Consider the following 23,582-nt stretch of genomic DNA (forward strand, 5'->3'; position numbering starts at 1 on the left):
TCTTTGCTAACAATCCCCATTGCTGGGGCTGTAAAAGGATCAAGAATACCCTTTTTTGTTTTTCACCCCGCCAGGCCCTGACTTCGGCGATCAAATTTGCAATATTCGTGCTCAAACTGGGTTTGTTGATACAGTAGAGGCTACTTTTGTAATTACTCCAATAGAAAGCATCAATATGGCCGAACTCAACACCGCACAGATTAATGAAATTCGTACCAAAGTATTGGGCGCGGCAGCCAAAGTGCCTAGCGCTTTAATTGGCCTCGGAATTTTATTTATCGTGCTTGGCATGATTGGTATCGCAGGTCAGACATTGTTTTCTTTTATCTCGGTAAATATTCTAGGGATCTTCTTATTTGCTGGCGGCATCTTGCAAGGCGCTCATGCTTTGAAATCACAAGGATGGAAGAGTGTTGGAGTACAGCTCGTTTTAGCAGCCCTTTACATTGTGGCCGCAATCTTTACTTGGGCCTTTCCGATTCCAGCACTTGAGGCAATAACATTGTGGCTTGCCGCAATCTTTTTTATAACCGGCGCATTGCGCCTGGTCTCTGCATTTCAGCATCGCCACTTCCGTGAATGGTTCTGGTTGGTACTATCTTCAGCAATCTCTATCTTGATGGGCGTATTGATCATGAATGGTTATCCAGAGTCTAGCCTTTGGCTCCCTGGTATGTTGATCGCTATTGAGTTGCTGCTACAGGGCTGGTCAATGCTGTTCATGGGCTTAGCCGCTCGTTCATTGATTAAGTAATTGAAATTCGTTCGCTAGAGTAGAGAGCTGCATCATGACCATGAAAAAAACGGATCTCTATAAGAATCTCGCTTTGAAAACTGCGCAGGGAATGAAAAATGCTGCCAAGTCTCCTAAACTCGGCGTTGCTGAGAAGGCTAAATCCAAAAAAGAACTAGCAAATGCCAATCCCTTGCTAGCTTCTTTAATGGATAAGACTAAATCTAAGTAGTTATCTAATTAGACGCAGATAGGCATTAGATATGCGTCAGAGGATATACCTCAAATCTTGCGTGTCGACGCTGATTTTGCTTGCTACATTCAGCACAGTCATTGCGCAAATTGCACCCCCGCCAGATTACGATCAAAAACTCAGCGATGTTGTAGTAAGTGCAACTCGCTCTGGTACACAGCTTGATCAGATGTCTTTGAATACAACGATTCTGACTAAAGAGGTTCTAGAGTCTTCACCTGATCAAACCATTGATCAGGTCTTAAAGAATGTGCCTGGGGTTTTCTTAAACGACGTACCGTATTACCAAAAAGATCCCACGGGTCAGAGTATTAACGTGCGTGGCTTGGGTTATGGCCGCACTCTGGTGTTAATTGATGGCTTACCAGCGAATGATGCCTTCTATGGAACGGTGCAGTGGAATTTGGTTCCCATGTCGTCGATAGAGTCGGTTGAGTTTGTGCGCGGGGGAGTCTCTAGCTTGTGGGGAAACTATGGCATGGGCGGCGTGATTAACATCAACACTAAGACGCCTAAAAATAGCGGTCAAGATGTTTCTGCTAGTTATGGATCATTTGCTACAGGCAATGTTGCAGCTTCAAAAGACTTAATTGTTTCGGATGCGATGCAGATGCGTTTCTCGGCAGACTACTTCTCTAGTGAAGGCTTTCAGAACTACGCGACGATATCCCCGGGTTCACCTGGCAATATTAAAAATGGCATGGGTACTGATGCCATTAAGAATTCTAATGTTCGCCTCCAAAATTACTTTAAGCCTACGCAAGACACGAATGCCTTCTTGAGATTGGGCTATAGCACGATGGCAGACTTAAGTAACAACTATTCCATCGCCCCTAACTTAATACAGACGGCAGATGTGGCTGCTGGGTCAACCACCAATTTGGATGTCGATAAAAAAGCCCAAGTGAATGTGTACTACCAGGCTGCTAATTTTTATAAGCAGACGGCAAACAATTTGAGCGCGGCACCTTATAAACCTTATATCAATGCGAACTACACCGATCCTTATTCAACTGTAGGTGCCTCGGCGCAATACACTCATGATCTAAAAGCAGTAGGAATTGATCAATATATTCTTGGGGTAGACGCCAGAAATATCTCCGCATCGAATCAAACTAATAACTTGGGCACTACTGGCGCAGTAAGTTCTGTCAATTACGCGCAGGGTCAGCAAAATTTTTATGGCCTCCTGGGGCAAATCAAATCGAGTGCTAGCGTTATACCTTTGGAGGCAACAGTGGGTGCGCGAATCGATGCATGGAATAGCCAAACACCAACATCCTATAATGCAGGCGCGAATGGAGTAAATCCTTTGTACCAAGCCATCCCCAATCAAAGCAAGACACAGCTGAGCCCATCTTTGGGATTGCTTTATAAGGCAACGCGAAACTGGGACTTACGTAGCGCAGCTTACCAAGCCTTTCATGCGCCAAGCATGAATAACACTCTACGTAGTTATGGAAATTCAGTGAGCGGCTATTCTTTAGCAAATCCCAATTTAACGCCTGAGACGATGACGGGGTATGAGGTTGGAACGGACTATCGATGGAGGGGTGGTTTTGCGCAACTAACGGCTTTTAATAATTACATTCAGAATGCCATTGCGAGCTACAGAATCACCAATGCGAATGCTGCTTTTGCTAATAGCCTTTGTGCTGCTGCGGGTATTTCGGGTTGTAGTACAAGCACTGGTGGCTACACAAACGTTAGCTACTACACTAACCAGCAAAATCTCTTAAGTAGAGGTATTGAGCTGCAATATCACCAAGATATAAATACGCAATGGGCTCTTGATGGGGGTTACAGCTATACAAATACCATGCTGACTTGGACTGCAACAACCGATCCAATTAATACGCAGGTGGGTGGTGTACCAAGAAATATGGCTAATGCTGGCCTAACGTATTACCCGGTTCCTCGAGCAAGTTTGACTACGACGGTTCGGTATGTTGGTAATTCTTGGATGTCTACTGGATCATTGCCGGTGCCGGCTTATGCACTCGTTGGCCTCAAGGCGAGCTATGAACTGACACCGCAGGCTTCTGTTTTTGCTTCGGTAGTGAACTTATTTAATCGTCAGTACGTTACCTTCAACATTGCCTCTCAGGCCTCGGCTTATCAGGCGGGAATGCCGCAAGCAATTACCGTGGGGGCGCGCCTTCAGTTTTAGGTAATTAATTTGTTGCGCTGCAGTAGATTGAATGGTGTAAATTAGATTCACAAAAATGCTATAGCATCGCTTTATTGATAAAAATAACAAAATCATAGGAGATTCAGAATGAAGTACAACATGAATAACAGCGCTCTTCACGCGCTAATGTTTGCTGCCGGCATGGCAGTCGTTAGTGTTGCTGGCGCACAAGCTCCTGCTGCTCCACCAGCTAGCGGTATTCCGCCAACCTGGGCACAAGGTAGGGCGCCTGACGGTATGAACCCCTCTTTGGCCCCCAATCCTCCTGGTATTTCTGCAATGCCTGCGGATGAAATTCCTGTAAGCAAGCTCAAGGTACCGGCTGGTTTTAAGGTTGAGCTCTGGGCGTCTGGTATGCCTAATGGCCGCTCAATGACAGAATCTCCAAGTGGTACGGTTTATGTTGGCACACGCTTTACTGGCAACGTTTATGCAGTGGTAACAAAAGATGGCAAGCGTGAAGTAAAGACGATTGCTAAAGGCTTGCATCGCCCTAATGGTGTTGCATTTGCAAACGGCTCACTTTATGTCGCCGAGCTTTCACGCATTATTCGCTACGATAATATTGAAAAGAATTTAGATAATCCACCGGCACCAGTAGTGGTATTCGATGCACTCCCTAAAGATGAGCCGCATGGTTGGAAGTTCATGACATTAAGTCCTGATGGACAGTATTTGTATTTCCAGATCGGTACCCCAGCCAATATTGTTGTACCGCCATCTACTCACGCTGCGATAGTGCGCTTGAGCTTGAAAACTAATATTTTGGAATACGTAGCTACTGGTGTTCGTAATAGTGTTGGCATGGATTTCCAAAAAGGTACGAAAGAACTTTGGTTTACCAATAATGGCCGTGATTGGGCAGATGAGAATCTACCAAACGACACCTTAAATCGCTTGGCTCATAAAGGCATGAACTTCGGCTATCCATTCTGTCATCAAGGCGACTTCTTGGATCCTGAATTCGGTAAGGGCCGATCATGCGATGAGTTTGATAAGCCAGAAATGAAACTAGGTGCTCACGTTGCTGCTTTGGGTATGCGTTTTTATAACGGCAATATGTTCCCAGCAGAATACAAAGGCAACATCTTTATTGCTGAGCATGGCTCTTGGAATAAAACGAAGAAATCTGGTTATCAAGTGGTGCGCGTAGTTTTGGATGGCAAGAACAAACCTGTCAAGCTAGAGCCATTTATTACTGGCTGGGTTGAGGGTGAAAACTTCTGGGGTCGCCCAGTGGATGTACAAGTTCTCAAAGATGGATCGATGTTGGTATCTGATGATGAGACTGGTGCAATCTTCCGTGTGTCTTACGGTAAATGAAATTTGTAATTAGCACTAAGGCCATCCTCGGGGTGGCCTTTTTTACTGCCCTTTGTGTATCGTCAGTTGTCTATGCTGCACCTCCCGATGCGCTAGCTGGAAAAGTAAAAGCACAAACTTGCTTTGCTTGTCATGGTGAGGATGGTATTTCTATATCGCCAGATATCCCTAATCTTGCTGCGCAGCCACCACTATCTATCACTTTTCAGTTGATTCAGTTCAGAGGCCAGCAGCGTAGGGGTGGCGCAATGGAAGCACTTGCTGCACCACTCAGTGATCAAGATATGCGCGACATTGCCGCTTACTTTGCTAGCTTGCCTGCACCGCCTGCAAAATCAGGTAACGCCGATCAAATTGCCAAAGGGCAACAAATCTCTGGTACCCAGTATTGCAATTCCTGTCATGGCCCCCAGCTTCAAGGTCAGAAACACATTGCGAGATTGGCCGGGCAATCTAAGGAATATCTCATTACTCAACTGAAGAATATTCGATCTGGTGTGCGAATTGATATGGATGGCACAATGGGTAGTGCGGCACGTGGCCTTAGCGATGATGATATTGATGCCTTGGCTGCATATGCTGCTTCTCTGAAGTAGTTCCGTAGCCCCTAATCAACCTTTTATTCAATATTCTCATTGCAGTCCAAAAACCATTTTCTTCTTGTCGATTTTTTAAAGACCTTTGCAGCCTTAATCATCATCCTGCATCATTTCTCGAGTTATGGGCAAATTGCAGAAGATACACGGCTGCTACTACCAGAGGTAATGACGTGGTTGTTTGAGTACGGTCGTTACGCAGTGCAAATCTTTTTAGTGATGGGTGGCTATTTGGCAGCCCAATCACTGACTCGTTCCACTGATCTGAAGAATGTCCGCAATGTATTGAAAGTAATCTTTAATCGTTACTTGCGATTATTTGCACCCTATGTAGTGGCGCTCATTCTCACGATTTTGTGCGCTTGGGTTGCTCGTTTTTGGGTTCAGGATGAGTTTGTTGGTGAATCAGAAACCCTTATGCAGTTCTTAGCCCATTTATTTTTTCTGCAAGGGATCTTAGGTTTAGATTCGATTTCTGCTGGCGTTTGGTATGTGGCGATTGATTGGCAGCTTTATGCCATTCTGGCAATCATGTTGGGGATGTTTCCCAGTTTTCGTTCTCTGATATGGATGTTGTTGGTGCTCTGCGTAGCATCCTTGCTATTTTTTAATCGCTCTGGCGCTTATGAAAACTACTTCATTTACTTTATGGGGGCTTATGGACTTGGGGTGCTGGCGCAGCTTTGCAAGAACTATCCTGACCCTAAAGTAAATCGCTTTGCCAAAATCATGTTTGTAGGGATTGGTGTAGTTATTGTTGTTTCAAGCTTTCACCAAATTTGGCTCAGAAACATATTGGCCTATTTAGTCGCCATTGCCCTCATTCTTTGGGGAGACTCGGCTTACAAAGATCAGAAGCAAGATCAGAAGCGCCCTCAACATCAGTCCAGAAAACACAAACTGGTCAATGGCATTCTCTGGGGAAGTAGAAGATCATACTGCGCGTTCCTAATTCATTTCTCGTTTGTCTTGCTAGCAAATACGCTGTATATCGCTTGGGGGATGAGCGGCTTTCATGATGGTTTCATGGCGCTTGCCTTGATGTTGGTTGCTGTAGTGGCTAGCTGGGTGACAGCAACTTACCTCTATCGCTGGGTAGAGGTACCGGCTCGTAAGATCAAACTTTAAAGACCCATATCCTTTAGAACGCGAAAAATTTCGCGGTAGGCCTTAGGCGGTTTGTTTTGTTCCTTCTCGCGACGCGCATTCCGAATTAAGGTGCGCATATTCTGAATATCCATATCAGGATATTGTTCAATCATCTTAGTGAAGGCCTCATCATTTGCAATCAGTCGATCGCGATAGCTTTCTAAGAAATGAAGCTTGGCGGTCTCTGCTTTACTCACGCCTTGAATCGCATCTAAACGCTTCTGAATCGCATCTAATTCTTCTGCATCTAAGAAGCGCATGAGTTTTCCAAGATATTGCTTATGACGGCGAATCGCTTCAAAGCTTTTAATTTTATTGGTCTCTGCAACCGCAGCCTTAATAGCCTCATCCATGGGAATCGTTTTTAAGGCATCACTGCTCAAAGCTGCCAAAACTTCAGCCAACTTCTGGCGTTCGGTCATTTGGCGCTTTAGTTCTGACTTGCTGGGCCCATCATCAGGGTCAACTAGCTTGGGAGTGCGATTCTTCTCGTTAATATGCATATTGCTATTTTAGATGGGTATAGAGAAGGGGGCTATATTTCGTTTGTATTTGAGGCTAGTTAACTTGTGCCTTCAGCATAGTGCTCTTTGCTTACCTGCAAATTTATTGGGATATTTTCATCATGTTCGAGCATGAGTGGGTGGACTATTAGAGCCCCACTTTTCACTTGTAGTGCAATGAATAAGGCCTCTGCCCTCTCTGTATAACCCCCAAGGACACCCCAATGCGTTTCATAGGGAGCTTTGTTTGCCCAGGGGGTGACCTCATCGACGAATGTTTTGAGCCAACTTGCTAGCCTGGTAAAAACCGCTCTTGGCAGCAGATAGGTTTGCCATAGAGTCAGGGGTTGGTTGCGAAGATCATTGATTGACCAATGAGTGCCAAAGAAGTCGTTATAGCTTTCAATGAGATAGGGCCAGTTAAATGCATAAGATGCAGTCATGGGGCTTAGTTGTCCAGCGCTATCCATGATCTTTCCTCCAACTTGCGCATAAGCAATTTGTGGAGAAACAAATGCTGGGTTGATTGCCCTTCTGACAAGCCGTTTTATTTTGTTGAAGAGCCCCTCTTGAGACTCCCCCTTGGCTATTTTTCTGAGCAAGCCCGTGGATTTTTCGGTCCATCGCATATCGTATTGCGTGACACCTATGAGATCTGAATTTGGAAATAGATTATTGGAGAGGATATGGAGAAAGCACGATGTCTCCATGTAGCCTTGTTGTTGTAGTTCTGGACTGTAAGAATCTAGTTGGTACTCTAATGTGACTCCGGGGGTATTTGCTAAATCTGTATTTTCAGCACCATCTTTGCCTATCATTTTCTTATTCGTTTTTTCAATATTCACCCCATAAAACAAAAACCATTTAGCTACTTCCGCATTAGTAAAATGGGGAAAAATTAAGCGCTGATCTAATGTTTGATGAAAAACAACAAAAATTTTTAACGAGGACATTTGGGCGGGCGGCAATTAGAGGGCTGAAGAGAGCTTTAGTTTGCTGGATTGATGTTTCCGTGAAGTCGCATATATTGTGGTTATCTAAGCAGCAAACCCTTTATTGGAATAAGTATGAACCCATTTTCTGTGTTTGAGGAATAATGGGTGCCAATAAAAGATTTGCTTTGAGAAATAGTTATGACTGAAATCAATCGAAATAATCTCTACGATTACATCATCATCGGAGCCGGTAGTGCCGGCTGCATGTTGGCTAAGCGCTTGACTGAAAACCCCAATAAGAAGGTTTTGCTGATTGAGGCAGGTAAGAATGACAACTACATCTGGATCCATATTCCAGTTGGCTACTTATATTGCATTGATAACCCAAGGGCGGATTGGCGTTTTAAAACAGCTTCTGAAAAAGGCTTAAACGGACGATCTTTGTTGTATCCGCGTGGCCGTGTTTTGGGCGGATGCTCATCCATTAACGGCATGATTTATATGCGTGGTCAAGCGGGTGACTATGAGTCTTGGGTGCAGGCAACTGGGGATGATTCTTGGTCTTGGGAAAATGCACTCAAGCGCTACAAGGCATTTGAGGATTACCACGGCGCCGCAAATGAGTGGCATGGTAAGGGTGGTGAGTGGACTGTTTCAAAGCAGCGCTTACGTTGGCCCATCATGGATCGATTTAAAGAGGCTGCAGTTGAGGCGGGCATTCCGGCTTCAGAGGACTTCAATTGCGGCGATAACTTTGGCGTGGGTTACTTCGATGTCAGTCAGCGCGCTGGTTGGCGCTTGAATACTTCCAAAGCTTTTTTAAGGGATGCTGCAAAGCGTCCTAATCTCACAGTATTAACTCAAGCTATTGTGACCAAACTCAACATTGATCCCGCTACTAAAAATTGCCTTGGGGTTGAATACATCGAGGATGGCAAATCCCGCGAAGCCTTATGTGCCATCGAGCAGGGTGGCGAAGTGTTATTGAGTGCGGGTGCAATTGGTAGTGTGCAAATATTGGAGCGCTCCGGTGTTGGCGCTGCTGCACATTTAAACCAATTAGGTATCTCTGTTATTGCCGATCTTCCAGGTGTTGGCGAGAACTTACAAGATCACTTACAACTGCGCATGGTTTACAAGGTGAATGGCATTAAGACCTTGAACACCAAAGCCAATACCCTTTTGGGAAAGATGATGATCGGCTTGGAATATCTCTTCAAGCGATCTGGCCCAATGTCGATGGCACCATCACAGTTGGGTGCATTTGCGTATAGCTCGCCAGAGCAAAAGAGTGCCAACGTTGAATATCACGTGCAACCTTTGTCTCTCGAAAAATTTGGTGAAGATTTGCATTCATTTAACGCCTTCACAGCAAGTGTTTGTAATGTACGCCCTACCTCGCGGGGAAGTGTTCACATCAACTCGACCGATCCCGAGGCGCCACCAGTGATTAGTCCCAATTATTTGTCGACGGATGAAGATCGCAAGGTTGCGGCAGAGTCTTTACGGTTAACTCGGAAGATTGTTGAGCAGGCTGCCCTGGGTCCTTACGCTCCAGAAGAATACAAACCAGGTATGCAATATCAAACGGATGATGAGTTGGTTAAAGCGGCGGGAGATATTGGCACTACCATCTTCCATCCAGTGGGTACATGCAAGATGGGGCGCGATAACGATCCGATGGCAGTGCTCGATTCTGAATTACGCGTGAGAGGCATTCATCATCTGCGTGTGGTTGACGCTTCGGCCATGCCTACGATTACCTCTGGCAATACTGCCGCTCCTACAATGATGATCGCTGAGCGTGTGGCGGAATTACTGACGCGTGCCTAAGACTTCACAGAAAAGCTATTCATTACCCGCTAGTCATTTATTGCTAGCGTTGGCTATTGTGGCGGTATGGGGCACGAACTTTGTAGTCATTAAATTGTCACTCGCAGCTTTTCCGCCATTTTTGTTCGCTGCACTGAGGTATACCTTTGCATTTCTTCCTTTGGTCTTCTTTGTGCCAAGACCCAAAACATCTTGGGTCAATCTTTGTATTTATGGTTTGGCAGTAGGTGTAGGACAGTTCGGAGTTCTGTACTTTGCGATCGATGGCCGAATCTCCCCGGGTCTAGCTTCTCTGGTGATCCAAACTCAGGTATTTTTTACTATCGGCTTTGCAATGTTTTTTGCCAAAGAGCGTTTGCGTACTTACCAAATGCTGGCGGTATTGGTTGCTATGACCGGATTAGGGATTATTGCCCTGCATACAGATGCCACAACCACCTTCTTGGGGCTTGCCTTGGTGGTATTTACTGGCTTTTCTTGGGGGGTTGCCAATACGGTTAGCCGTAGGGCTGGCTCCATCAATATGCTGGCTTACGTGGTTTGGGCAAGTGCTTTCGCTATTCCCCCCTTATTTGCGATTTCCTTCTTTTTTGAGGGTGGGTGGGAGCATATGAATGCATCTTTAACCTCAGCCCCAGTAGGGGCATGGGCCGGTGTCCTTTGGCAGTCTTGGGGAAACACCATCTTTGGCTATTCCGCATGGGCCTGGCTTCTCTCTAAGCATCCAGCAGCGGTGGTTGCCCCTGCGCCTTTGCTGGTGCCGATATTTGGCATGGGGGCTGCAGCGTATTTCCTGGGGGAGTCTTTGCCTGTCTGGAAGATCTTGGCAGCAGGCTTGGTGATTGTTGGACTAATCATTAACCTTTTTTGGCCAAACATTGAACTTAGCCTTAAGCGGCGCCTTTCTTGAGCTTTTGGGGCTAATGTAAAACCCTAATACAAAGCCCTTTTTTTGCCTTTGTATTAACAGTAAGATAACTGTTCGTTTCGGTTTTACCTATAAAAAAGTATTTATTAATTAGCAATTTTTAGTCATGGAGACTTTATGAACATTCGTCATCACATTTTTGCAGTAGCAGCTGCTGCAATGCTTACAACCGGCGCTTATGCTGCCGATATCAAACTTGGTGTTGCAGGACCGTTTACTGGTGGTTCATCCTCAATGGGTGTCAGTATGCGTGACGGTGTTCGCCTTGCTGCAAAAGAAATTAATGCTGCTGGTGGTATCAACGGCAACAAAATTGTTTTGGTTGAGCGCGATGATGAAGCGAAAAACGAGCGTGGCGTACAAATTGCACAAGAATTGATTAACAACGAAAAAGTAGTTGCTACTTTGGGTTATATCAACACTGGTGTTGCATTGGCTTCACAGCGTTTCTATCAAGATGCAAAGATTCCAGTATTTAATAACGTTGCTACTGGTTCTTTAATTACGCACCAGTTCCCAAATGCTGCTGAAAACTATATTTTCCGTAATGCTGCAGCTGACAACATTCAAGCACCAATGATCGCTAAAGAAGCGGTTGAGAAGCGTGGCTTGAAGAAAGTAGCCATTTTGGCTGACTCAACTAACTACGGTCAGTTAGGTCGTGAGGACTTGGAGAAGGCATTGAAGGGTTACGGCGTAACTCCAGTTGCTGTTGAGAAGTTCAACATTGGTGACGTTGATATGACTTCACAGTTGCTCAAAGCAAAAAATGCTGGTGCTGATGTTGTTTTGACTTACGCAATTGGACCTGAGTTGGCACAAATTGCTAACGGTATGGCGAAGTTGGGTTGGAAAAAACCAATGATTGGTAGCTGGACTTTGTCAATGGCTAGCTTTATTGATACAGCCGGTAAAAATGGTGATGGCGCAACTATGCCTGAGACTTTCATTCAGCAGCCTGCAACAACTCCAAAGCGCAAAGCTTTCGTTGAGGCTTACCTGAAAGACTTTAAGCCTAAGAACGGCATCATTGCATCCCCAGTTTCTGCTGCTCAGGGATATGACTCTGTTTACTTGTTAGCTGCCGCTATCAAGCAGGCAAATAGCACAGAAGGACCAAAGATTTTGGCAGCATTGCAAGACCTGAAGGCTCCTGTTGAAGGCGTTGTGATTACCTATAACAAGCCATTCACTGCAACTGACCATGAGGCCATCAAGTCAAAAGACGTGGTTATGGGTGTGGTTGAAAGCGGCCGTGTTCAGTTCTTGAATGCTGAAGACGCAACAGCGAAAAAGAAGTAATTTAAGCTCTAGGGCAGGCAATCTAAATAATTATTTTGCACTGCAGCATTAGATAAAGCAAAACGCCGCCTACAAGCGGCGTTTTGCTTACAATGTCGGATTCGTTAATAAAACAGTTTTTTGAATATTTAGGCCAATAACATGGACATGTTTGCACAAATCCTCTCGAGCGGCATAGCAGTGGGGATGATCTACGCGGTCATCGCTTTCGGCTTTCAGCTCACATTTGCCACATCTGGCACCTTGAACTTCGGTCAGGGTGAGGCGCTGATGTTAGGTGCTCTTGTAGGTTTAACTTGCGTAGATACTTTTGGCATGAACTACTGGGTGATGATTCCAGTGGTTTGCTTGTTCGGAATGATTCAAGGTAGCTTCGTTGAGCTGATCGGCGTTCGCCCTGCTATCAAGATTAAATCTGAGTTTGGTTGGATTATGTCTACCATCGCGCTCGGTATTATTTTCAAGAACGTAGCTGAAAATATTTGGGGTCGTGATGCATTGCCATTTCCATCACCGTTACCAATGGAGCCAATGAGTTTCTTGGGTGCAAATATTCTCCCAATGGAAATCTTGGTAGTCGTTGGCGCGTTAGTGATGATGTTGTTGGTGGAGTTCTTTAACCGCAAAACTATTTACGGCAAGGCGGTTGTTGCTACAGCAAACGACCGTGATGCTGCTGGCTTGATGGGCATTAATACTAGCGTAGTCATTACCTTCTCTTATGCACTTTCTTCTTTAACTGCAGCGTTTGCAGGTGTATTGATTGCGCCGTTAACCTTGACTGGCGCAACCATGGGTGGTGCTCTAGGCTTGAAGGCTTTCGCTGTAGCGATTATTGGCGGCTTATCTAGCGGCCTTGGCATTATTGTTGGTGGCTTGATTCTCGGAATCGTAGAAACAGCAACCGGTTTTTATATCTCTACTGGTTACAAAGATGTGCCTGGTTTGATCTTGTTATTGCTCGTGTTGGCGTACAAACCATCTGGTCTCTTCGGCAAATCTGCGATTAAGAAAGTTTAATGATGAAATTGAAGTCTCTATTACCTATATTGATTGCGATTGCGGGCCTGATTTGTTTGCCCCTCTTTATTCACAACCCTTACTACATTCACTTAGTTGAAACGATTCTGATCTACACCATTTTGTTATATGGTTTGGATATCGTCGTAGGTTATGTTGGTCAGGTTTCATTGGGGCATGCAGCCTTATTCGGAATTGGATCGTATACCGCTGGTGTTTTGTATTTCCACTTTGGCATGCCAATTTGGGTCAATATTCCGGCTGCTATTGTTGTTACCGCGATCTTTGGTGGAATCCTAGCGTTACCAGCCTTGAAAGTCATTGGCCCTTATTTGGCGATGGTGACTTTGGCGTTCGGTACGATTGCGCAGATTCTGATTAATGAGATGACTTGGTTGACTGAAGGTCCTTTGGGCATCAAGATTCCAAAGCCAGAGTTAATGGGTGTACCAATGACTAAGGCGGAGTACTTCTGGCTAGTTTCCGCAGTTTTGATCATTTCACTGATCGTAGTTGATCGTTTTGTGAAGTCCCAAATTGGCCGCGCATTCGAAGCATTGCGTGATAGCCCAATTGCTTGTGACTGTATGGGCGTATCTGTATATCGCTTTAAGGTGATCGCATTTGTGATTAGTGCTGGCTTTGCAGGTTTGGCTGGTTGCTTATATGCCTACTCAGAGCAATACATTTCACCAAACACCTATAACAATGAATTGGCTGTTCTCTTCTTACTCGGCATCATCATGGGCGGACGTAAGTCTCGCTTGGGCGCATTGCTTGGTGCTGCCATCATCGTCTTGTTGCCAAAACTCTTGGATGACATCAATCTATTCCGTATCGTTGCTTCCATTATTGCAATCGTGGTGGTAGTGGGTGCTGGCATGGCCTTGTCAAAGCAAGTAACTACTCCAAGACGGGTAGCCGTTCCTATTGCTGGTGTAGTCGGTTTGGCAGCATTTTCATTCTGGTTAAATAGCATCTCCGACTGGCGTCTCAGTATTTTCGGCTTCATGATTTTGTTGGTGGTGTACTACTTGCAAAACGGTATTGTTGGTTTTGCAAAGAGCTTCTACCAATCTATTGCTGGTAAGGCAAAAACTACTCGTGGCGGTGACGCTGAAGCGGTGGATGATTCCGTTAGCTTCATTAGTACTGTTGCCAACCAAAATACAGGCGCTGAGCTCCTGAAAGTCGACTCTGTATTAATGCAGTTCGGTGGCTTAAAGGCATTGAACAATGTTGATCTCAGCATCAAGCGCGGCACTATTCATGGTCTGATCGGTCCTAACGGATCTGGTAAGAGCACGATGATGAACGTATTGACTGGTATTTACGTACCTACGGCTGGTAACGTTCTTTACTCTGGCGAAAGTGTTGTTGGTAAGACTTCTTCTGACATTGCGCTATCAGGTATCGCACGTACTTTCCAAAACGTTCAGCTCTTCGGCGAGATGACTGCTATCCAAAACATTTTGGTTGGTTTGCATCACACTTTCAAATCAAACATGGTGGAAATTGCATTACATCTGCCACGTTATAAGAAAGAAGAAGCTGAAGCATATGCTCGTGCAATGGCCTTACTCAAATTCGTCGGCCTAGATGATTTAGCGAATGAAGAGGCGCGTAACTTGCCATACGGCAAGCAGCGTTTACTCGAGATTGCCCGTGCCTTGGCGTTGGATCCTGAGTTGCTCCTCTTGGATGAGCCAGCTGCAGGTTTGACGGCTCCCGATATTAAAGAGCTCTTGCGCATTATTCGTAAGATCCGCGATAGCGGTATTACCTTCATCCTGATTGAGCATCATATGGATGTGGTGATGTCAGTTTGCGATACCGTTTCTGTATTGGACTTCGGTCAGAAGATTGCAGAAGGTAAGCCAGCTGAAGTTCAGGCAGACGAGAAGGTGATTCATGCCTACTTGGGTACTTAATCACTAGAACATATTGAATCGGTAAATACCATGTTATCTATTAAGAATCTTGAAGCAGGCTACGGCAAAGTAAAAGTCCTCCACGGCATCAATATTGATGTTCCTAAAGGGCAAGTGATTACTTTGATTGGCTCAAACGGTGCTGGCAAAACGACGACCATGCGCGCTATTACAGGCATGATCAAACCAACGGCTGGCGAAGTCACATTAGGCGGCGAGAAAATTGACGGTTATGACTCTCATAAAATCGCCCGTTTAGGTTTGGCTCACAGTCCTGAAGGTCGCCGTGTGTTTACAACGATGTCTGTAACAGACAACTTGTTGCTTGGCGCATTTCCGCGATTCACAGGCAGTCGTCCAAAAGGCGACATCAAGCATGACTTGGAAAAGTCTCTTGAAATGTTCCCGCGCCTCAAAGAGCGTCGCAATCAATTAGCTGGAACGCTATCTGGTGGTGAGCAGCAGATGTTAGCAATGGCTCGTGCTGTGATGTTGAACCCAGAGATCATTCTTTTGGATGAGCCATCCATGGGACTCGCGCCAATCTTGGTTGAGGAAGTATTTAAGATCATCTCTAACCTCAAGTCACAGGGCGTAACCATGTTGTTGGTTGAGCAGTTTGCTGCTGCCGCTTTAAACGTAGCTGATTACGGTTATGTTCTAGAGAATGGCAAGATTGCTACTCATGGACCTGCTGCAAAGCTCAAGGACGATCCTGCTGTGAAAGCGGCTTACTTAGGCGGCGCAGGTGGCCACTAAGTTGTTGTCCCATCTGAAAGTAATAAAAAAGCCCTTAGCAATAAGGGCTTTTTCTTTATTTGGGTGACCTCAGTTTGATATTAGTTTAATTGCCTCGCGTATCAAGAGGGCTCTGTATCCCATATAAATTGCTACTAGCGTAAATCCAAATAGAAAGAGCTTAGGAATCAGTGCGCCTTCAGCTACTAGCTCGCCATTGAGTAGGCCTACGGCTACTGCAAGGAAGAAGAGAGCGCCCAAGCCCAATACAACCCAATTTTCATTGCTGATCACTCGTTGGGTTTGGTTGTTATAGGCAAGAACCTGGAAGCTGTCACCTTTTGGGTATCCTGACACGGTAATCTGATCACCTTCGGCAATCTTCATGGGAGATGAAAACTTTGCTTCGACTGCTTTATCACCTAAATTAAATTTAGAAATAAAGAAACGTTTGTAATATTGTGACGAATGGTCGTGAGTGGGCTTTTCGGGATTTACGTATTCCAGCAGCTCATTATTGAGATTGCTGACTGTGCCAGAGACGATGCTAATAGAGGTCGATAAAAAAGTGCTTGGCTTTGTAATAGACATCAGCAGGACTCCCAAAAGGCTGAATATAAGAATAAAGGTAAAGGACGCCAAAGGTCTTTTCATTAGCTTGAAAATCCCTTAACAATCAGGCTGACAGCTACACAAAATGTTAAAACAGAAAAGATTTGCTGCAATCTTGGACCGCTTAATTTTTTGCCTAATTCTTGGCCCGTCAGTAATCCAAGTAATGCCCCCATTGCAAAAGGTGCTGCAATGATGATATTGAGATTGCCGGACATAGCAGAGAAAAAAGTGCCGCCCCCAGCAATAATGGCAAGCACACCCAATGATGTCGCGACGATTGAGTTGACGGGTAAATCGGTATAGCGCTTCAAGGCAGGAACAATAACAAAGCCTCCGCCTACACCCAAGAGCCCCGATAGAAAGCCTGCTAATCCACCTGACAGCATTAATGCTCTGGCACAGGGAACATTCCAAGATAGCTTACCTCTGGAGGAATCCAGCAAGCATGGTGGCGGTGATTTACCTTCAAAGTCAGGTATGCCATGAATTTCTTTGTGAGCTTGCCGATATAGACGAATGGAGACATAGAACAGGGTGCAGCTAAAAAGAATTAATAGTGGCGCGTTAGGGAGGCGCTGAGATACCCACAATCCGATTGGGGAAAGTATTAGGCCGAAGAATGCCATGAATCCTGCAGCTTTGTAACGAAGAATCTTGTTTTTCAGTCCCAGTAATGCGCCAACCCCTGCCGCAAGACAGATTGCTGCAAGCGAGATGGGTGCAGCCTCTGCAACGGTCAGGTGGAGGGCAAAGACTAAAAGTGGGACAGAAAGAATGCCGCCACCAGCACCTGTAAGACCCATTAATAAGCCCACAATAAGACCCAAGCAGGGGCTGATGAAGATTGAGTAGTCCATTGCAATTAATTTTATATTAAGATAATATATAAATATATATATCATTTACTCTTTTCGAGAATAAATACGATGTTGCCAAGAAAGGTCTTTGTGAATCCAAGCTCTCGTGCTGATGTTAAGGCGTTTTTTGATCCAGAAACCGGGACTTTTACCTATGTTGTTTATGCGGGCAAGAAAAGCCCCTGCACAGTAATAGACTCGGTCCTGAACTATGACTCCAAATCAGGTAGAACTTCTACTCGATGTGCTGACGAAGTCATTGGCTTTATGCAAAATGAGCAGTTGCAGTTAGATTGGATTCTGGAAACCCATGCGCATGCTGACCACCTCACAGCAGCTCCCTATATCCAAAGTAAGTCGGGTGGGAAGATTGTCATTGGAGATCACATCACTAATGTACAAAACGTTTTTAAGAATGTTTTTAATCTGGGTGAGCAATTTTCGGTTGATGGATCTCAGTTTGATCGACTATTGAAGGATGGTGAATCCTTGTCATTTGGAGCCCTCTCGCTAAAAGCGCTTTATGTCCCTGGCCATACGCCTGCATGTATGGCTTATGAAATTGGAGATGCTCTATTTGTTGGGGATACTCTATTTATGCCTGATGTTGGTACGGCGCGTTGTGATTTTCCTGGGGGTAGCGCCCAGACCTTATATCGATCCATTCAGAAGGTGCTGTCCTATCCTGATGAGACCACGCTATATATGTGCCATGACTATCCGCCTACAGATCGTCCTGTGGCTTATTGCACAACTGTTGGCGAGGAGAAGCGGTCTAATATTCATGTGCACGAGGGCATTAGCGAGAGTGAATTCGTGCAAATGCGCAATAAACGTGACGCCACTTTAGATATGCCTAATCTCATATTGCCATCTATCCAGGTCAATATCCAAGCTGGCCACCTGCCGACCCCAGAAGCTAATGGCAAGTCTTACTTAAGAATCCCCTTGAACACTCTTTAATATGACTATTACTAAATCTGAGCTAAAGAAAATGCAGGCATCGGCTGCGGATGCTTGCAAATTAATGAAGGTCTTATCCAATAGCGATCGCATGATGCTGTTATGTGAGATTGGCCAAGGTGAAAAATGTGTCAGCGAGCTAGAGCTTGCTTTGGACTTGCATCAACCTACCCTATCTCAGCAATTAACCGTTCTTCGCAAGGAAAAGCTGGTAAAGACGCGCAGAGAAGGAAAGCAGATTTACTATTCCCTGGCTAGCGAGGTTGCTGTAGCGGTAATGGGCTTGCTCTATAAATACTATTGCAAAAGATAGTTGTTCAAACATCATTATTCAAGTCATTTTTTATCAAAAGGAGTTCAACATGAATTGCAATGTCGGCGGTATTGATCGGATCCTCAGAATTGCTATAGGCGCACTATTAGTGGGCCTAGCTGCAAATGGCGTAGTGGGTTGGTGGGGCTGGCTTGGCTTCATTCCACTTGCAACAGGCTTATTCCGTTTTTGTCCTGCCTATCCTTTGTTGGGTATTAGCTCATGTGGAGCTTCTTCTGGCAAAGACTCGTGCTGTAAGTAATTTTTTAATATTTTTGGAATCTACGTATGAATATGACCCACTACATGCAGCTATTAGCAGACAATCAGCCATGGAATCTTATGATTTTTATGGCTATTCCAATTGTGCTTGCCGAAACTTTGGCGATTACCGAATTCTATATTTTATTTACCAGAAAATTTCATGGCCTTGTTTGGCGCATTAACCGCATATCTGGTGCTGCAGTTGGTATTTACTTCATTGGTGTGATTGGGTATCTCGTCTTTACTGCCGTTATTCCAATTACGCAAGCGGGTGAGTGGAGAACGGTGATTGACGTAGTAGCGGTTGGGTCTTATTTAATTGGAGGTCTACCATTGATATGGATCGCTCTGCAAGAATTAGGTTTTGTTAATAGGAGCCTAAACCAAGAGGGCAAGCTCAAGATTCATGCAATCTGTGTAGCGCTCTTCTTGGTTTTTGGACACGTTGCAATGATTAGTGGCATGCTTGATCCGGGCTTGCTTGGCTACCAAGCTAGCACTCATGCAACCGACGCGCCGATGCCGGTTACACATCCACATTAATTGCGCTACGAAGTTTGGTAAATGCATGCAATATAAAAATAGCAAAAAATAGGAGGCCCACTACCCAGTGGGTTTCTATTACGCCATCTCGTATCTCCTCGGGGCCGTAATAGAGTAGAGCGCCAGAAACCAGCAGCGCAGCAAGAAAGCCTAGCTGACTGAATCCGCTCCATAACTGTTTTTTCGACTTATAGCCCGCTTTGATGTGAAAAGGTAACACTGAGCCAAGCGCTAAGGTGGCCAGCAGTGCAGCAACGCCGTGGGCAGCGAGAACGCTGTAGGTACCAAGGGTAGATTTTTGTATCAGAAATTGATGGCCCAGAAGATACATAAGACCAGTGATAGAACAAGTCATCATGCTGCAGATGACAAACGTTCTTTGCCAGCCTGGCATCTTCCCAAGGCGACTCATGCGGCAATCCTCAGGGCTTGTGCTGAGAAACGGCTAAAGCAAGGGTGATACTCATTATTGGATAAAGCTAGAACCTTCGTGAGTGCATCTGCATAAACACACTCTTTTGCAAGGATGGAGAAAGATCCAGAAATTTCCACATGAACCTCCGATAAATTCTGAGCCAAAGGATTAATGATGTGACTCTTCTGACGATCTCTTTTTGCAAAGTAAAGACTGCTTGTGGCTATAGCCCCATCTTTCAAAGAGCCGATTTCAATTAACTCCTCAGGGGTCTCAGGGTGGCGAAGTTGAATTGGGAGGGACGTATTCCCAAAAACCCGTAGGTCACCACCAGCATTTACTGAGCCAGATGTGATGCCCTCAGATATTAAGACTCTAACCGCCATATCTACTGCAAACCCCTTCGCGATTCCGCCCAGATCCAGGCAGACTGGACGGGAAGACTGAATCAAGTCGGGCGCCAAGAAGTGCATATCTTCAACGCCACCAAGCTCATGATTAGAGAAAGTGATGTGACGCGGTAATAATCCCGCAGCAACCAGGCGATGACCAATGCCACAATTGAATAAGCCATCAGACTCAAGGTGAACCTCTTTCGCAATGCGGATGACTTGCGCAGTCCATGGATGAATTTCTACTGCTGCTAAGTGGGCGCATTGATTAATTTGGCTTAGTTCACTTTTAGGGTCGTGGAATCCCATGAGATTTTGGACCATCTGAATAGTCTCAAAAGCATGATCTATTGCAGCTTGACCATCGTCTTGATCTATAGAGATCTCTACAAAGGTTCCAAGAAGCGGTTTGCAGCGAAACATTATTGCTTTTCAGGGCTTGGTTTTGAATGAGGGCTCTTCAGGGCCAGGTCATATAAAACCGTTAACCGCTTCACCCCATCAGTGAGATGCTTGCAGGAAAGCGTTGCGCCACCAATATTCTGAATATCTTGATTGAGCTTAATTGGGTCGCTTGCAGTCTTGCCGACAAACTGTTTACGCCATTCTGCTTCTGCTACTTCATAGCCATAAGACTCAACATATTCCAAAACTTCGATGCCAGCGATGCTGCCATTTGAGTGAATGGCAACGGCATAAGTAATCATTTCATGTTTGCCAATGACTTCGTCAACAACAAACCAGGAGCCGTCAGCTGCCTTCCAGATACGCTCCCCCTGAAAAGGGTAGCGAATGCTAGAGGCTATACGCATCTTTTCCTGAAGATCATCTGTAATGATGATGGGATTCTTCGTCAGTGTTTTGTTGGGAAAAAGAATTTTCTGTGCTTGCTCTGCAGAAACATAAATTTTTGCATGGGCCATGATGGGCGCACTCATCATGGCCAAACCAAGGATTGCTAATGGGTTGGGTTTCCAGTTCATGGGCTAGTTAGGGGGGCAATGAATGAATACTTAGGCTGCGAGTAAATCATTTACCTCATTACAAAGCGCTTGAATTTCTGGGTTGATATCTTCGAGGGTAGATAATTTTTCAAACATCATCAGCGCTCTTTCCTTGGCAGTTTGACATTGGGTGGATTGAAACTTCACTAAGTGAGTTAAAGCTGCAACTAATAGGTTCTGAATTTCCATAAATACTTTCGGTTAATTGAGCGGGAAGCCAACTTTGACTATGAATTCATTTACTGAGTGGCTATCCCAGACGCGAGCATTTGAGCATTCAGCTTCTCCGCCACCCATGCAAGTGCCGCCTGCAAGTTGATAGCGCCAGGCACCAGTAACCCACCAGTCTTTGGCTGCGTAATGCATATTGGGGCCTACAAAAGTAGCTCTTTGAACTTGATTGCGTAAATTCAACTCTGAATAATCATTGTGAAAGCGAGCCTCTACACCTGCCGACCATTTGGGAGCAAAGCGATAACTAGCGCCCACCAGGAAATCGAGCATCGATTCAGGAACATTGCCATTTTCAATAAACTTTAAGCGCTCATTCGCGGCTACAACGTTGCCTGCCAATATCAATCGGTCATCAATAAAGTTCGATTGCAGTAAAAGTCTCGCTTCGAGCTCATCTTTATTTCTTCCCCATGTCGGCTCTAAATAAAGCCCTACGCCCACAGGTGAAGTTACTGGATTTGTGATGCGATAAATCGCCTCTAATGAACCACCTTCAATACCACTTTTCTTATAAGCTGTAGATGGATCGTGCGAAGAAGGGACGCCATAACCCCCTGTACAGGTTGGTGTATCTCCGCATGCTTCTGGATTGGTGTAATTTTGATTTGCACTAGTGTAGTAAGAGTTGATATAGCCGGCCACTTGCAAGTCGTTAGTTAAGCCATATTCCAGTTCAGTCCTCGCAGTCAATGCATCGTACGTTCCTGCGGCTTGCTGCTGATTGAGCTGCAGACGCTGCTCAAATTCCAGCTTGCCTTTGGGCTGCAAATCTAAGGTGTAAATCCAGCCAAACACTCCCTCGCCTGCATGGGCCAAAGAAAAGTGAAGTGTGGCAACTAAGAAGAGGCTAAAGGCAAGAAGTCTATTAATGGTCAATTTCATGGTCCCTTGAGGTTGGTGGTTATTAATCTAAATGAGAATGGTTCTCAATATAGCATTAGATGAGAATGATTCTCAACTAAATAAAATAACCATTACCCAAGAAGTGGCGGAATCTATAGGCCTATTCTTTTTTGCTTGTAAGATTTCCCCAAATGAATGCTGAGTCCCTGGAAAAACTGGTTTTGATGAAGATGCCTTTTGGTAAGCATGCAGGGCGCGCATTGGCTGACTTGCCGGGGAATTATTTGGCGTGGTTTGCTCGCGAAGGTTTTCCTAAAGGTGAGCTTGGTGAGTTATTGGAGTTAATGCACACCTTAGACCACAATGGTTTGCGTGGACTCTTGGCGCCAATCCAGCGGGCACACGGCCTACAAGCAAAATCTAAATTACTTTGAGCGAACAATCAGCGTAACGCGATTTCGTTCGTAAGTCACTGTTGACGATTCTGGTGGGCTGCTTTGAACTGGGCTGATTTTTAAATTGGTCTGAGACTCAATGTGAGAGGCGATCTGCTTTGCAAGATTTTCATTGCGGTCATATTGAATTTGAATGCTCGCCACCTTGCCTGACTTGATGTTGTTAACGACATCATTGAGTTTATTTTGGGAGTAATCGTCAAAAAAAATGGGATACCAACCACCTACCAGAGTCTTTTGCCTCTTGATGTCATGGGTTTCCGCTGATGCATTACTTGCCGTATTGCCTTCACCTACGGGTAAATGAAAGTCAATTCCCGTCTTTTGCACCAACTCTTGATAGGAGATGGGTGGAGTCATACTTGCTTCATTGGTGTTTTCAATCCAATATGCCCAAGCAATATTTTTATTGGAGTCGTATACCAACTTGTATAAATGACTCGGAATCGTTACGCGACCTCTGCCAATACTGCCGCTATTACCAATGGAGCCTGTGTATACGTAAATATCGCCAACAGATCTTTTGACATAAGCTCTAGTCGGCTCCTCGACATTCTTGGCCCAGATACCCTGATTGTTTTGCCTTGCCTGGGGCATCATATTGGCCAATGAGAAAGACTGAGCCATTGAGCGTTCATTACTCATGTCACCGGCTGGGGCGTTATGACCACGGTCATAGCCGCTGCCACGGTAATCCGAGAGCAAGGCTCGTTCAGAGAAGGGTAGCCTGGCTTCTTCATAAAACTGATTGCTTCTCCGAGGGTGTGGGGCGGAGAGCTGCTCTCGATTGAGCTTCTCAACGGCATAGATTGGCTTCTTATCCTTGGGGGAGTAGTAGATGGCAAAACTATCAAAGCAAAGGTCGCGCCCCATTTGCGGACTCATTGGTATTTGCTGAGCCGGAAACAGATCTTTGCATTCCTCAAAAGCCGCCAGTGCATTTAATGAGGCTGAAACCGCTATAAGGGCAAGAAGGTGACGAAGGAATTTCATGGGTTCTTAGTGTATGAGCTTCGCTTTCCGAGCACCCATCTTTTTATCTTGAGCTAGCTCCAGAGCTAATAAGAATCAGGGCTCTCTTGATAACTTTCTGCCTATCAAAATGCATTTTTTCTTAAAGAGTGCTATTGAAATGGCGAATTGTAATAAGTAGTATCTTGCTACTATCCCTAGAAAATTGCAGGAGTCAAAGCACTAAATATATGGTTTTGGTGGCTGAATTTTTGGCCAAAAACACAAAAAAGTCCTC

Annotated in this window: 27 protein-coding genes; 17 read left to right on the top strand and 10 right to left on the bottom strand. The window is 45.1% G+C overall.

Features of this window, described 5'->3' with window-relative positions; translation table 11 throughout:
* Positions 1–55 precede the first annotated feature (55 nt).
* From ICN39_RS08995 to ICN39_RS09020, 6 genes are all read left to right on the top strand, one after another.
* Entirely contained in the window at positions 56–754 is a 699-nt protein-coding gene (locus tag ICN39_RS08995; RefSeq protein WP_255532415.1) for an HdeD family acid-resistance protein, read from the top strand.
* A gap of 34 nt (positions 755–788) precedes the next feature.
* On the top strand, positions 789–965 hold the full coding sequence (locus tag ICN39_RS09000; protein ID WP_216233705.1) for a hypothetical protein: 177 nt from the start codon (positions 789–791) through the stop codon (positions 963–965).
* A gap of 31 nt (positions 966–996) precedes the next feature.
* A complete protein-coding gene (locus ICN39_RS09005; protein ID WP_216233706.1) occupies positions 997–3,156 on the top strand; it encodes a TonB-dependent receptor in 2,160 nt (719 codons plus the stop codon).
* A 108-nt stretch (positions 3,157–3,264) separates the two neighbouring features.
* Positions 3,265–4,500, top strand: a complete 1,236-nt coding sequence (locus ICN39_RS09010) for a sorbosone dehydrogenase family protein (protein WP_255532417.1) — start codon at positions 3,265–3,267, stop codon at positions 4,498–4,500.
* On the top strand, positions 4,497–5,096 hold the full coding sequence (locus ICN39_RS09015; protein WP_216233707.1) for a cytochrome c: 600 nt from the start codon (positions 4,497–4,499) through the stop codon (positions 5,094–5,096). The genes ICN39_RS09010 and ICN39_RS09015 overlap by 4 nt, the downstream gene beginning before the upstream one ends.
* A gap of 39 nt (positions 5,097–5,135) precedes the next feature.
* Positions 5,136–6,224: an acyltransferase gene (locus ICN39_RS09020; RefSeq protein WP_216233708.1), complete on the top strand. Its 1,089-nt coding sequence runs from the start codon at positions 5,136–5,138 to the stop codon at positions 6,222–6,224.
* On the opposite strand, the gene yjgA is transcribed toward ICN39_RS09020, so the two are convergent.
* Both yjgA and ICN39_RS09030 read right to left on the bottom strand, forming a co-directional pair.
* Positions 6,221–6,748, bottom strand: a complete 528-nt coding sequence (yjgA, locus tag ICN39_RS09025) for a ribosome biogenesis factor YjgA (protein ID WP_216233709.1) — start codon at positions 6,746–6,748, stop codon at positions 6,221–6,223. The genes ICN39_RS09020 and yjgA overlap by 4 nt on opposite strands.
* A 59-nt stretch (positions 6,749–6,807) precedes the next feature.
* The gene (locus ICN39_RS09030; protein ID WP_216233710.1) at positions 6,808–7,593 is read right to left on the bottom strand and encodes a hypothetical protein; all 786 of its coding nucleotides are present in this window, start codon (positions 7,591–7,593) and stop codon (positions 6,808–6,810) included.
* A 288-nt stretch (positions 7,594–7,881) separates the two neighbouring features.
* Between ICN39_RS09030 and ICN39_RS09035 the strand changes: the two genes are divergently transcribed.
* The 6 genes from ICN39_RS09035 to ICN39_RS09060 all read left to right on the top strand — a co-directional run bounded on the left by ICN39_RS09035 (position 7,882) and on the right by ICN39_RS09060 (position 15,456).
* Complete coding sequence (locus ICN39_RS09035; RefSeq protein ID WP_216233711.1) at positions 7,882–9,516, top strand: GMC family oxidoreductase; 1,635 nt, start codon at positions 7,882–7,884, stop codon at positions 9,514–9,516.
* Complete coding sequence (locus ICN39_RS09040) at positions 9,509–10,426, top strand: EamA family transporter (protein WP_216233712.1); 918 nt, start codon at positions 9,509–9,511, stop codon at positions 10,424–10,426. The genes ICN39_RS09035 and ICN39_RS09040 overlap by 8 nt, the downstream gene beginning before the upstream one ends.
* A gap of 135 nt (positions 10,427–10,561) precedes the next feature.
* A complete protein-coding gene (locus tag ICN39_RS09045; protein WP_216233713.1) occupies positions 10,562–11,746 on the top strand; it encodes an ABC transporter substrate-binding protein in 1,185 nt (394 codons plus the stop codon).
* 141 nt (positions 11,747–11,887) lie between these two features.
* Complete coding sequence (locus ICN39_RS09050; protein WP_215359283.1) at positions 11,888–12,766, top strand: branched-chain amino acid ABC transporter permease; 879 nt, start codon at positions 11,888–11,890, stop codon at positions 12,764–12,766.
* 2 nt (positions 12,767–12,768) lie between these two features.
* Complete coding sequence (locus ICN39_RS09055) at positions 12,769–14,697, top strand: ATP-binding cassette domain-containing protein (protein ID WP_216233743.1); 1,929 nt, start codon at positions 12,769–12,771, stop codon at positions 14,695–14,697.
* A gap of 30 nt (positions 14,698–14,727) precedes the next feature.
* Positions 14,728–15,456 (top strand): ABC transporter ATP-binding protein, encoded by a 729-nt coding sequence (locus ICN39_RS09060; RefSeq protein WP_216219709.1) that lies wholly within the window; start codon positions 14,728–14,730, stop codon positions 15,454–15,456.
* 69 nt (positions 15,457–15,525) lie between these two features.
* Here ICN39_RS09060 and ICN39_RS09065 read toward each other — a convergent pair whose 3' ends face one another.
* Together ICN39_RS09065 and ICN39_RS09070 are read right to left on the bottom strand one after the other, a co-directional pair.
* Complete coding sequence (locus ICN39_RS09065; protein WP_216233714.1) at positions 15,526–16,026, bottom strand: hypothetical protein; 501 nt, start codon at positions 16,024–16,026, stop codon at positions 15,526–15,528.
* A gap of 62 nt (positions 16,027–16,088) precedes the next feature.
* On the bottom strand, positions 16,089–16,907 hold the full coding sequence (locus ICN39_RS09070; protein ID WP_216233715.1) for a sulfite exporter TauE/SafE family protein: 819 nt from the start codon (positions 16,905–16,907) through the stop codon (positions 16,089–16,091).
* Positions 16,908–16,976: 69 nt separating this feature from the next.
* Between ICN39_RS09070 and ICN39_RS09075 the strand changes: the two genes are divergently transcribed.
* From ICN39_RS09075 to ICN39_RS09090, 4 genes are read left to right on the top strand one after another with little or no spacing between them, the layout of a single operon-like run.
* Positions 16,977–17,870 carry an MBL fold metallo-hydrolase gene (locus ICN39_RS09075; protein WP_216233716.1) on the top strand — a complete coding sequence of 298 codons (894 nt, stop codon included), beginning with the start codon at positions 16,977–16,979 and terminating at the stop codon, positions 17,868–17,870.
* A 1-nt stretch (position 17,871) separates the two neighbouring features.
* Positions 17,872–18,183 (top strand): metalloregulator ArsR/SmtB family transcription factor, encoded by a 312-nt coding sequence (locus tag ICN39_RS09080; protein ID WP_216233717.1) that lies wholly within the window; start codon positions 17,872–17,874, stop codon positions 18,181–18,183.
* 49 nt (positions 18,184–18,232) lie between these two features.
* Positions 18,233–18,445 (top strand): DUF2892 domain-containing protein, encoded by a 213-nt coding sequence (locus tag ICN39_RS09085; RefSeq protein WP_216233718.1) that lies wholly within the window; start codon positions 18,233–18,235, stop codon positions 18,443–18,445.
* A gap of 26 nt (positions 18,446–18,471) precedes the next feature.
* A complete protein-coding gene (locus tag ICN39_RS09090; protein WP_216233719.1) occupies positions 18,472–18,990 on the top strand; it encodes a DUF6803 family protein in 519 nt (172 codons plus the stop codon).
* Here the strand turns inward: ICN39_RS09090 and ICN39_RS09095 are convergent.
* Genes ICN39_RS09095 through ICN39_RS09115 form a run of 5 tightly spaced genes read right to left on the bottom strand, consistent with a single transcriptional unit; the run spans position 18,974 to position 21,917 of the window.
* Entirely contained in the window at positions 18,974–19,402 is a 429-nt protein-coding gene (locus tag ICN39_RS09095) for a hypothetical protein (RefSeq protein ID WP_216233720.1), read from the bottom strand. The two genes, ICN39_RS09090 and ICN39_RS09095, sit on opposite strands and share 17 nt — an antisense overlap.
* Entirely contained in the window at positions 19,399–20,220 is an 822-nt protein-coding gene (locus ICN39_RS09100) for an FAD:protein FMN transferase (RefSeq protein ID WP_216233721.1), read from the bottom strand. Before ICN39_RS09100 ends, ICN39_RS09095 begins: the two co-directional genes overlap by 4 nt.
* Positions 20,220–20,780, bottom strand: coding sequence for an FMN-binding protein (locus ICN39_RS09105; protein ID WP_216233722.1), 561 nt, complete (start codon positions 20,778–20,780; stop codon positions 20,220–20,222). The genes ICN39_RS09100 and ICN39_RS09105 overlap by 1 nt, the downstream gene beginning before the upstream one ends.
* 30 nt (positions 20,781–20,810) lie before the next feature.
* Positions 20,811–20,990 carry a hypothetical protein gene (locus ICN39_RS09110; RefSeq protein ID WP_216233723.1) on the bottom strand — a complete coding sequence of 60 codons (180 nt, stop codon included), beginning with the start codon at positions 20,988–20,990 and terminating at the stop codon, positions 20,811–20,813.
* 12 nt (positions 20,991–21,002) lie between these two features.
* The gene (locus tag ICN39_RS09115; RefSeq protein ID WP_216233724.1) at positions 21,003–21,917 is read right to left on the bottom strand and encodes a DUF6662 family protein; all 915 of its coding nucleotides are present in this window, start codon (positions 21,915–21,917) and stop codon (positions 21,003–21,005) included.
* Positions 21,918–22,069: 152 nt separating this feature from the next.
* Here ICN39_RS09115 and ICN39_RS09120 point away from each other — a divergent pair, with 152 nt between their 5' ends.
* Positions 22,070–22,312 carry a DUF3820 family protein gene (locus ICN39_RS09120; protein ID WP_215359302.1) on the top strand — a complete coding sequence of 81 codons (243 nt, stop codon included), beginning with the start codon at positions 22,070–22,072 and terminating at the stop codon, positions 22,310–22,312.
* On the opposite strand, the gene ICN39_RS09125 is transcribed toward ICN39_RS09120, so the two are convergent.
* Positions 22,304–23,326 (bottom strand): DNA/RNA non-specific endonuclease, encoded by a 1,023-nt coding sequence (locus ICN39_RS09125; protein ID WP_216233725.1) that lies wholly within the window; start codon positions 23,324–23,326, stop codon positions 22,304–22,306. The two genes, ICN39_RS09120 and ICN39_RS09125, sit on opposite strands and share 9 nt — an antisense overlap.
* Positions 23,327–23,582 lie beyond the last annotated feature (256 nt).

Origin of the sequence: Polynucleobacter sp. AP-Reno-20A-A9, assembly GCF_018882085.1 — a bacterium.
Lineage (GTDB): Bacteria > Pseudomonadota > Gammaproteobacteria > Burkholderiales > Burkholderiaceae > Polynucleobacter.

Coding starts and splice junctions, on each gene's coding strand:
- ICN39_RS09000 (WP_216233705.1), top strand. CDS start 789: ATGACCATGAAAAAAACGGATCTCTATAAGAATCTCGCTTTGAAAACT.
- ICN39_RS09005 (WP_216233706.1), top strand. CDS start 997: ATGCGTCAGAGGATATACCTCAAATCTTGCGTGTCGACGCTGATTTTG.
- ICN39_RS09010 (WP_255532417.1), top strand. CDS start 3,265: ATGAAGTACAACATGAATAACAGCGCTCTTCACGCGCTAATGTTTGCT.
- ICN39_RS09015 (WP_216233707.1), top strand. CDS start 4,497: ATGAAATTTGTAATTAGCACTAAGGCCATCCTCGGGGTGGCCTTTTTT.
- yjgA (WP_216233709.1), bottom strand. CDS start 6,748: ATGCATATTAACGAGAAGAATCGCACTCCCAAGCTAGTTGACCCTGAT.
- ICN39_RS09035 (WP_216233711.1), top strand. CDS start 7,882: ATGACTGAAATCAATCGAAATAATCTCTACGATTACATCATCATCGGA.
- ICN39_RS09045 (WP_216233713.1), top strand. CDS start 10,562: ATGAACATTCGTCATCACATTTTTGCAGTAGCAGCTGCTGCAATGCTT.
- ICN39_RS09050 (WP_215359283.1), top strand. CDS start 11,888: ATGGACATGTTTGCACAAATCCTCTCGAGCGGCATAGCAGTGGGGATG.
- ICN39_RS09055 (WP_216233743.1), top strand. CDS start 12,769: ATGAAATTGAAGTCTCTATTACCTATATTGATTGCGATTGCGGGCCTG.
- ICN39_RS09060 (WP_216219709.1), top strand. CDS start 14,728: ATGTTATCTATTAAGAATCTTGAAGCAGGCTACGGCAAAGTAAAAGTC.
- ICN39_RS09065 (WP_216233714.1), bottom strand. CDS start 16,026: ATGTCTATTACAAAGCCAAGCACTTTTTTATCGACCTCTATTAGCATC.
- ICN39_RS09070 (WP_216233715.1), bottom strand. CDS start 16,907: ATGGACTACTCAATCTTCATCAGCCCCTGCTTGGGTCTTATTGTGGGC.
- ICN39_RS09075 (WP_216233716.1), top strand. CDS start 16,977: ATGTTGCCAAGAAAGGTCTTTGTGAATCCAAGCTCTCGTGCTGATGTT.
- ICN39_RS09080 (WP_216233717.1), top strand. CDS start 17,872: ATGACTATTACTAAATCTGAGCTAAAGAAAATGCAGGCATCGGCTGCG.
- ICN39_RS09085 (WP_216233718.1), top strand. CDS start 18,233: ATGAATTGCAATGTCGGCGGTATTGATCGGATCCTCAGAATTGCTATA.
- ICN39_RS09090 (WP_216233719.1), top strand. CDS start 18,472: ATGAATATGACCCACTACATGCAGCTATTAGCAGACAATCAGCCATGG.
- ICN39_RS09095 (WP_216233720.1), bottom strand. CDS start 19,402: ATGAGTCGCCTTGGGAAGATGCCAGGCTGGCAAAGAACGTTTGTCATC.
- ICN39_RS09100 (WP_216233721.1), bottom strand. CDS start 20,220: ATGTTTCGCTGCAAACCGCTTCTTGGAACCTTTGTAGAGATCTCTATA.
- ICN39_RS09105 (WP_216233722.1), bottom strand. CDS start 20,780: ATGAACTGGAAACCCAACCCATTAGCAATCCTTGGTTTGGCCATGATG.
- ICN39_RS09110 (WP_216233723.1), bottom strand. CDS start 20,990: ATGGAAATTCAGAACCTATTAGTTGCAGCTTTAACTCACTTAGTGAAG.
- ICN39_RS09115 (WP_216233724.1), bottom strand. CDS start 21,917: ATGAAATTGACCATTAATAGACTTCTTGCCTTTAGCCTCTTCTTAGTT.
- ICN39_RS09120 (WP_215359302.1), top strand. CDS start 22,070: ATGAATGCTGAGTCCCTGGAAAAACTGGTTTTGATGAAGATGCCTTTT.
- ICN39_RS09125 (WP_216233725.1), bottom strand. CDS start 23,326: ATGAAATTCCTTCGTCACCTTCTTGCCCTTATAGCGGTTTCAGCCTCA.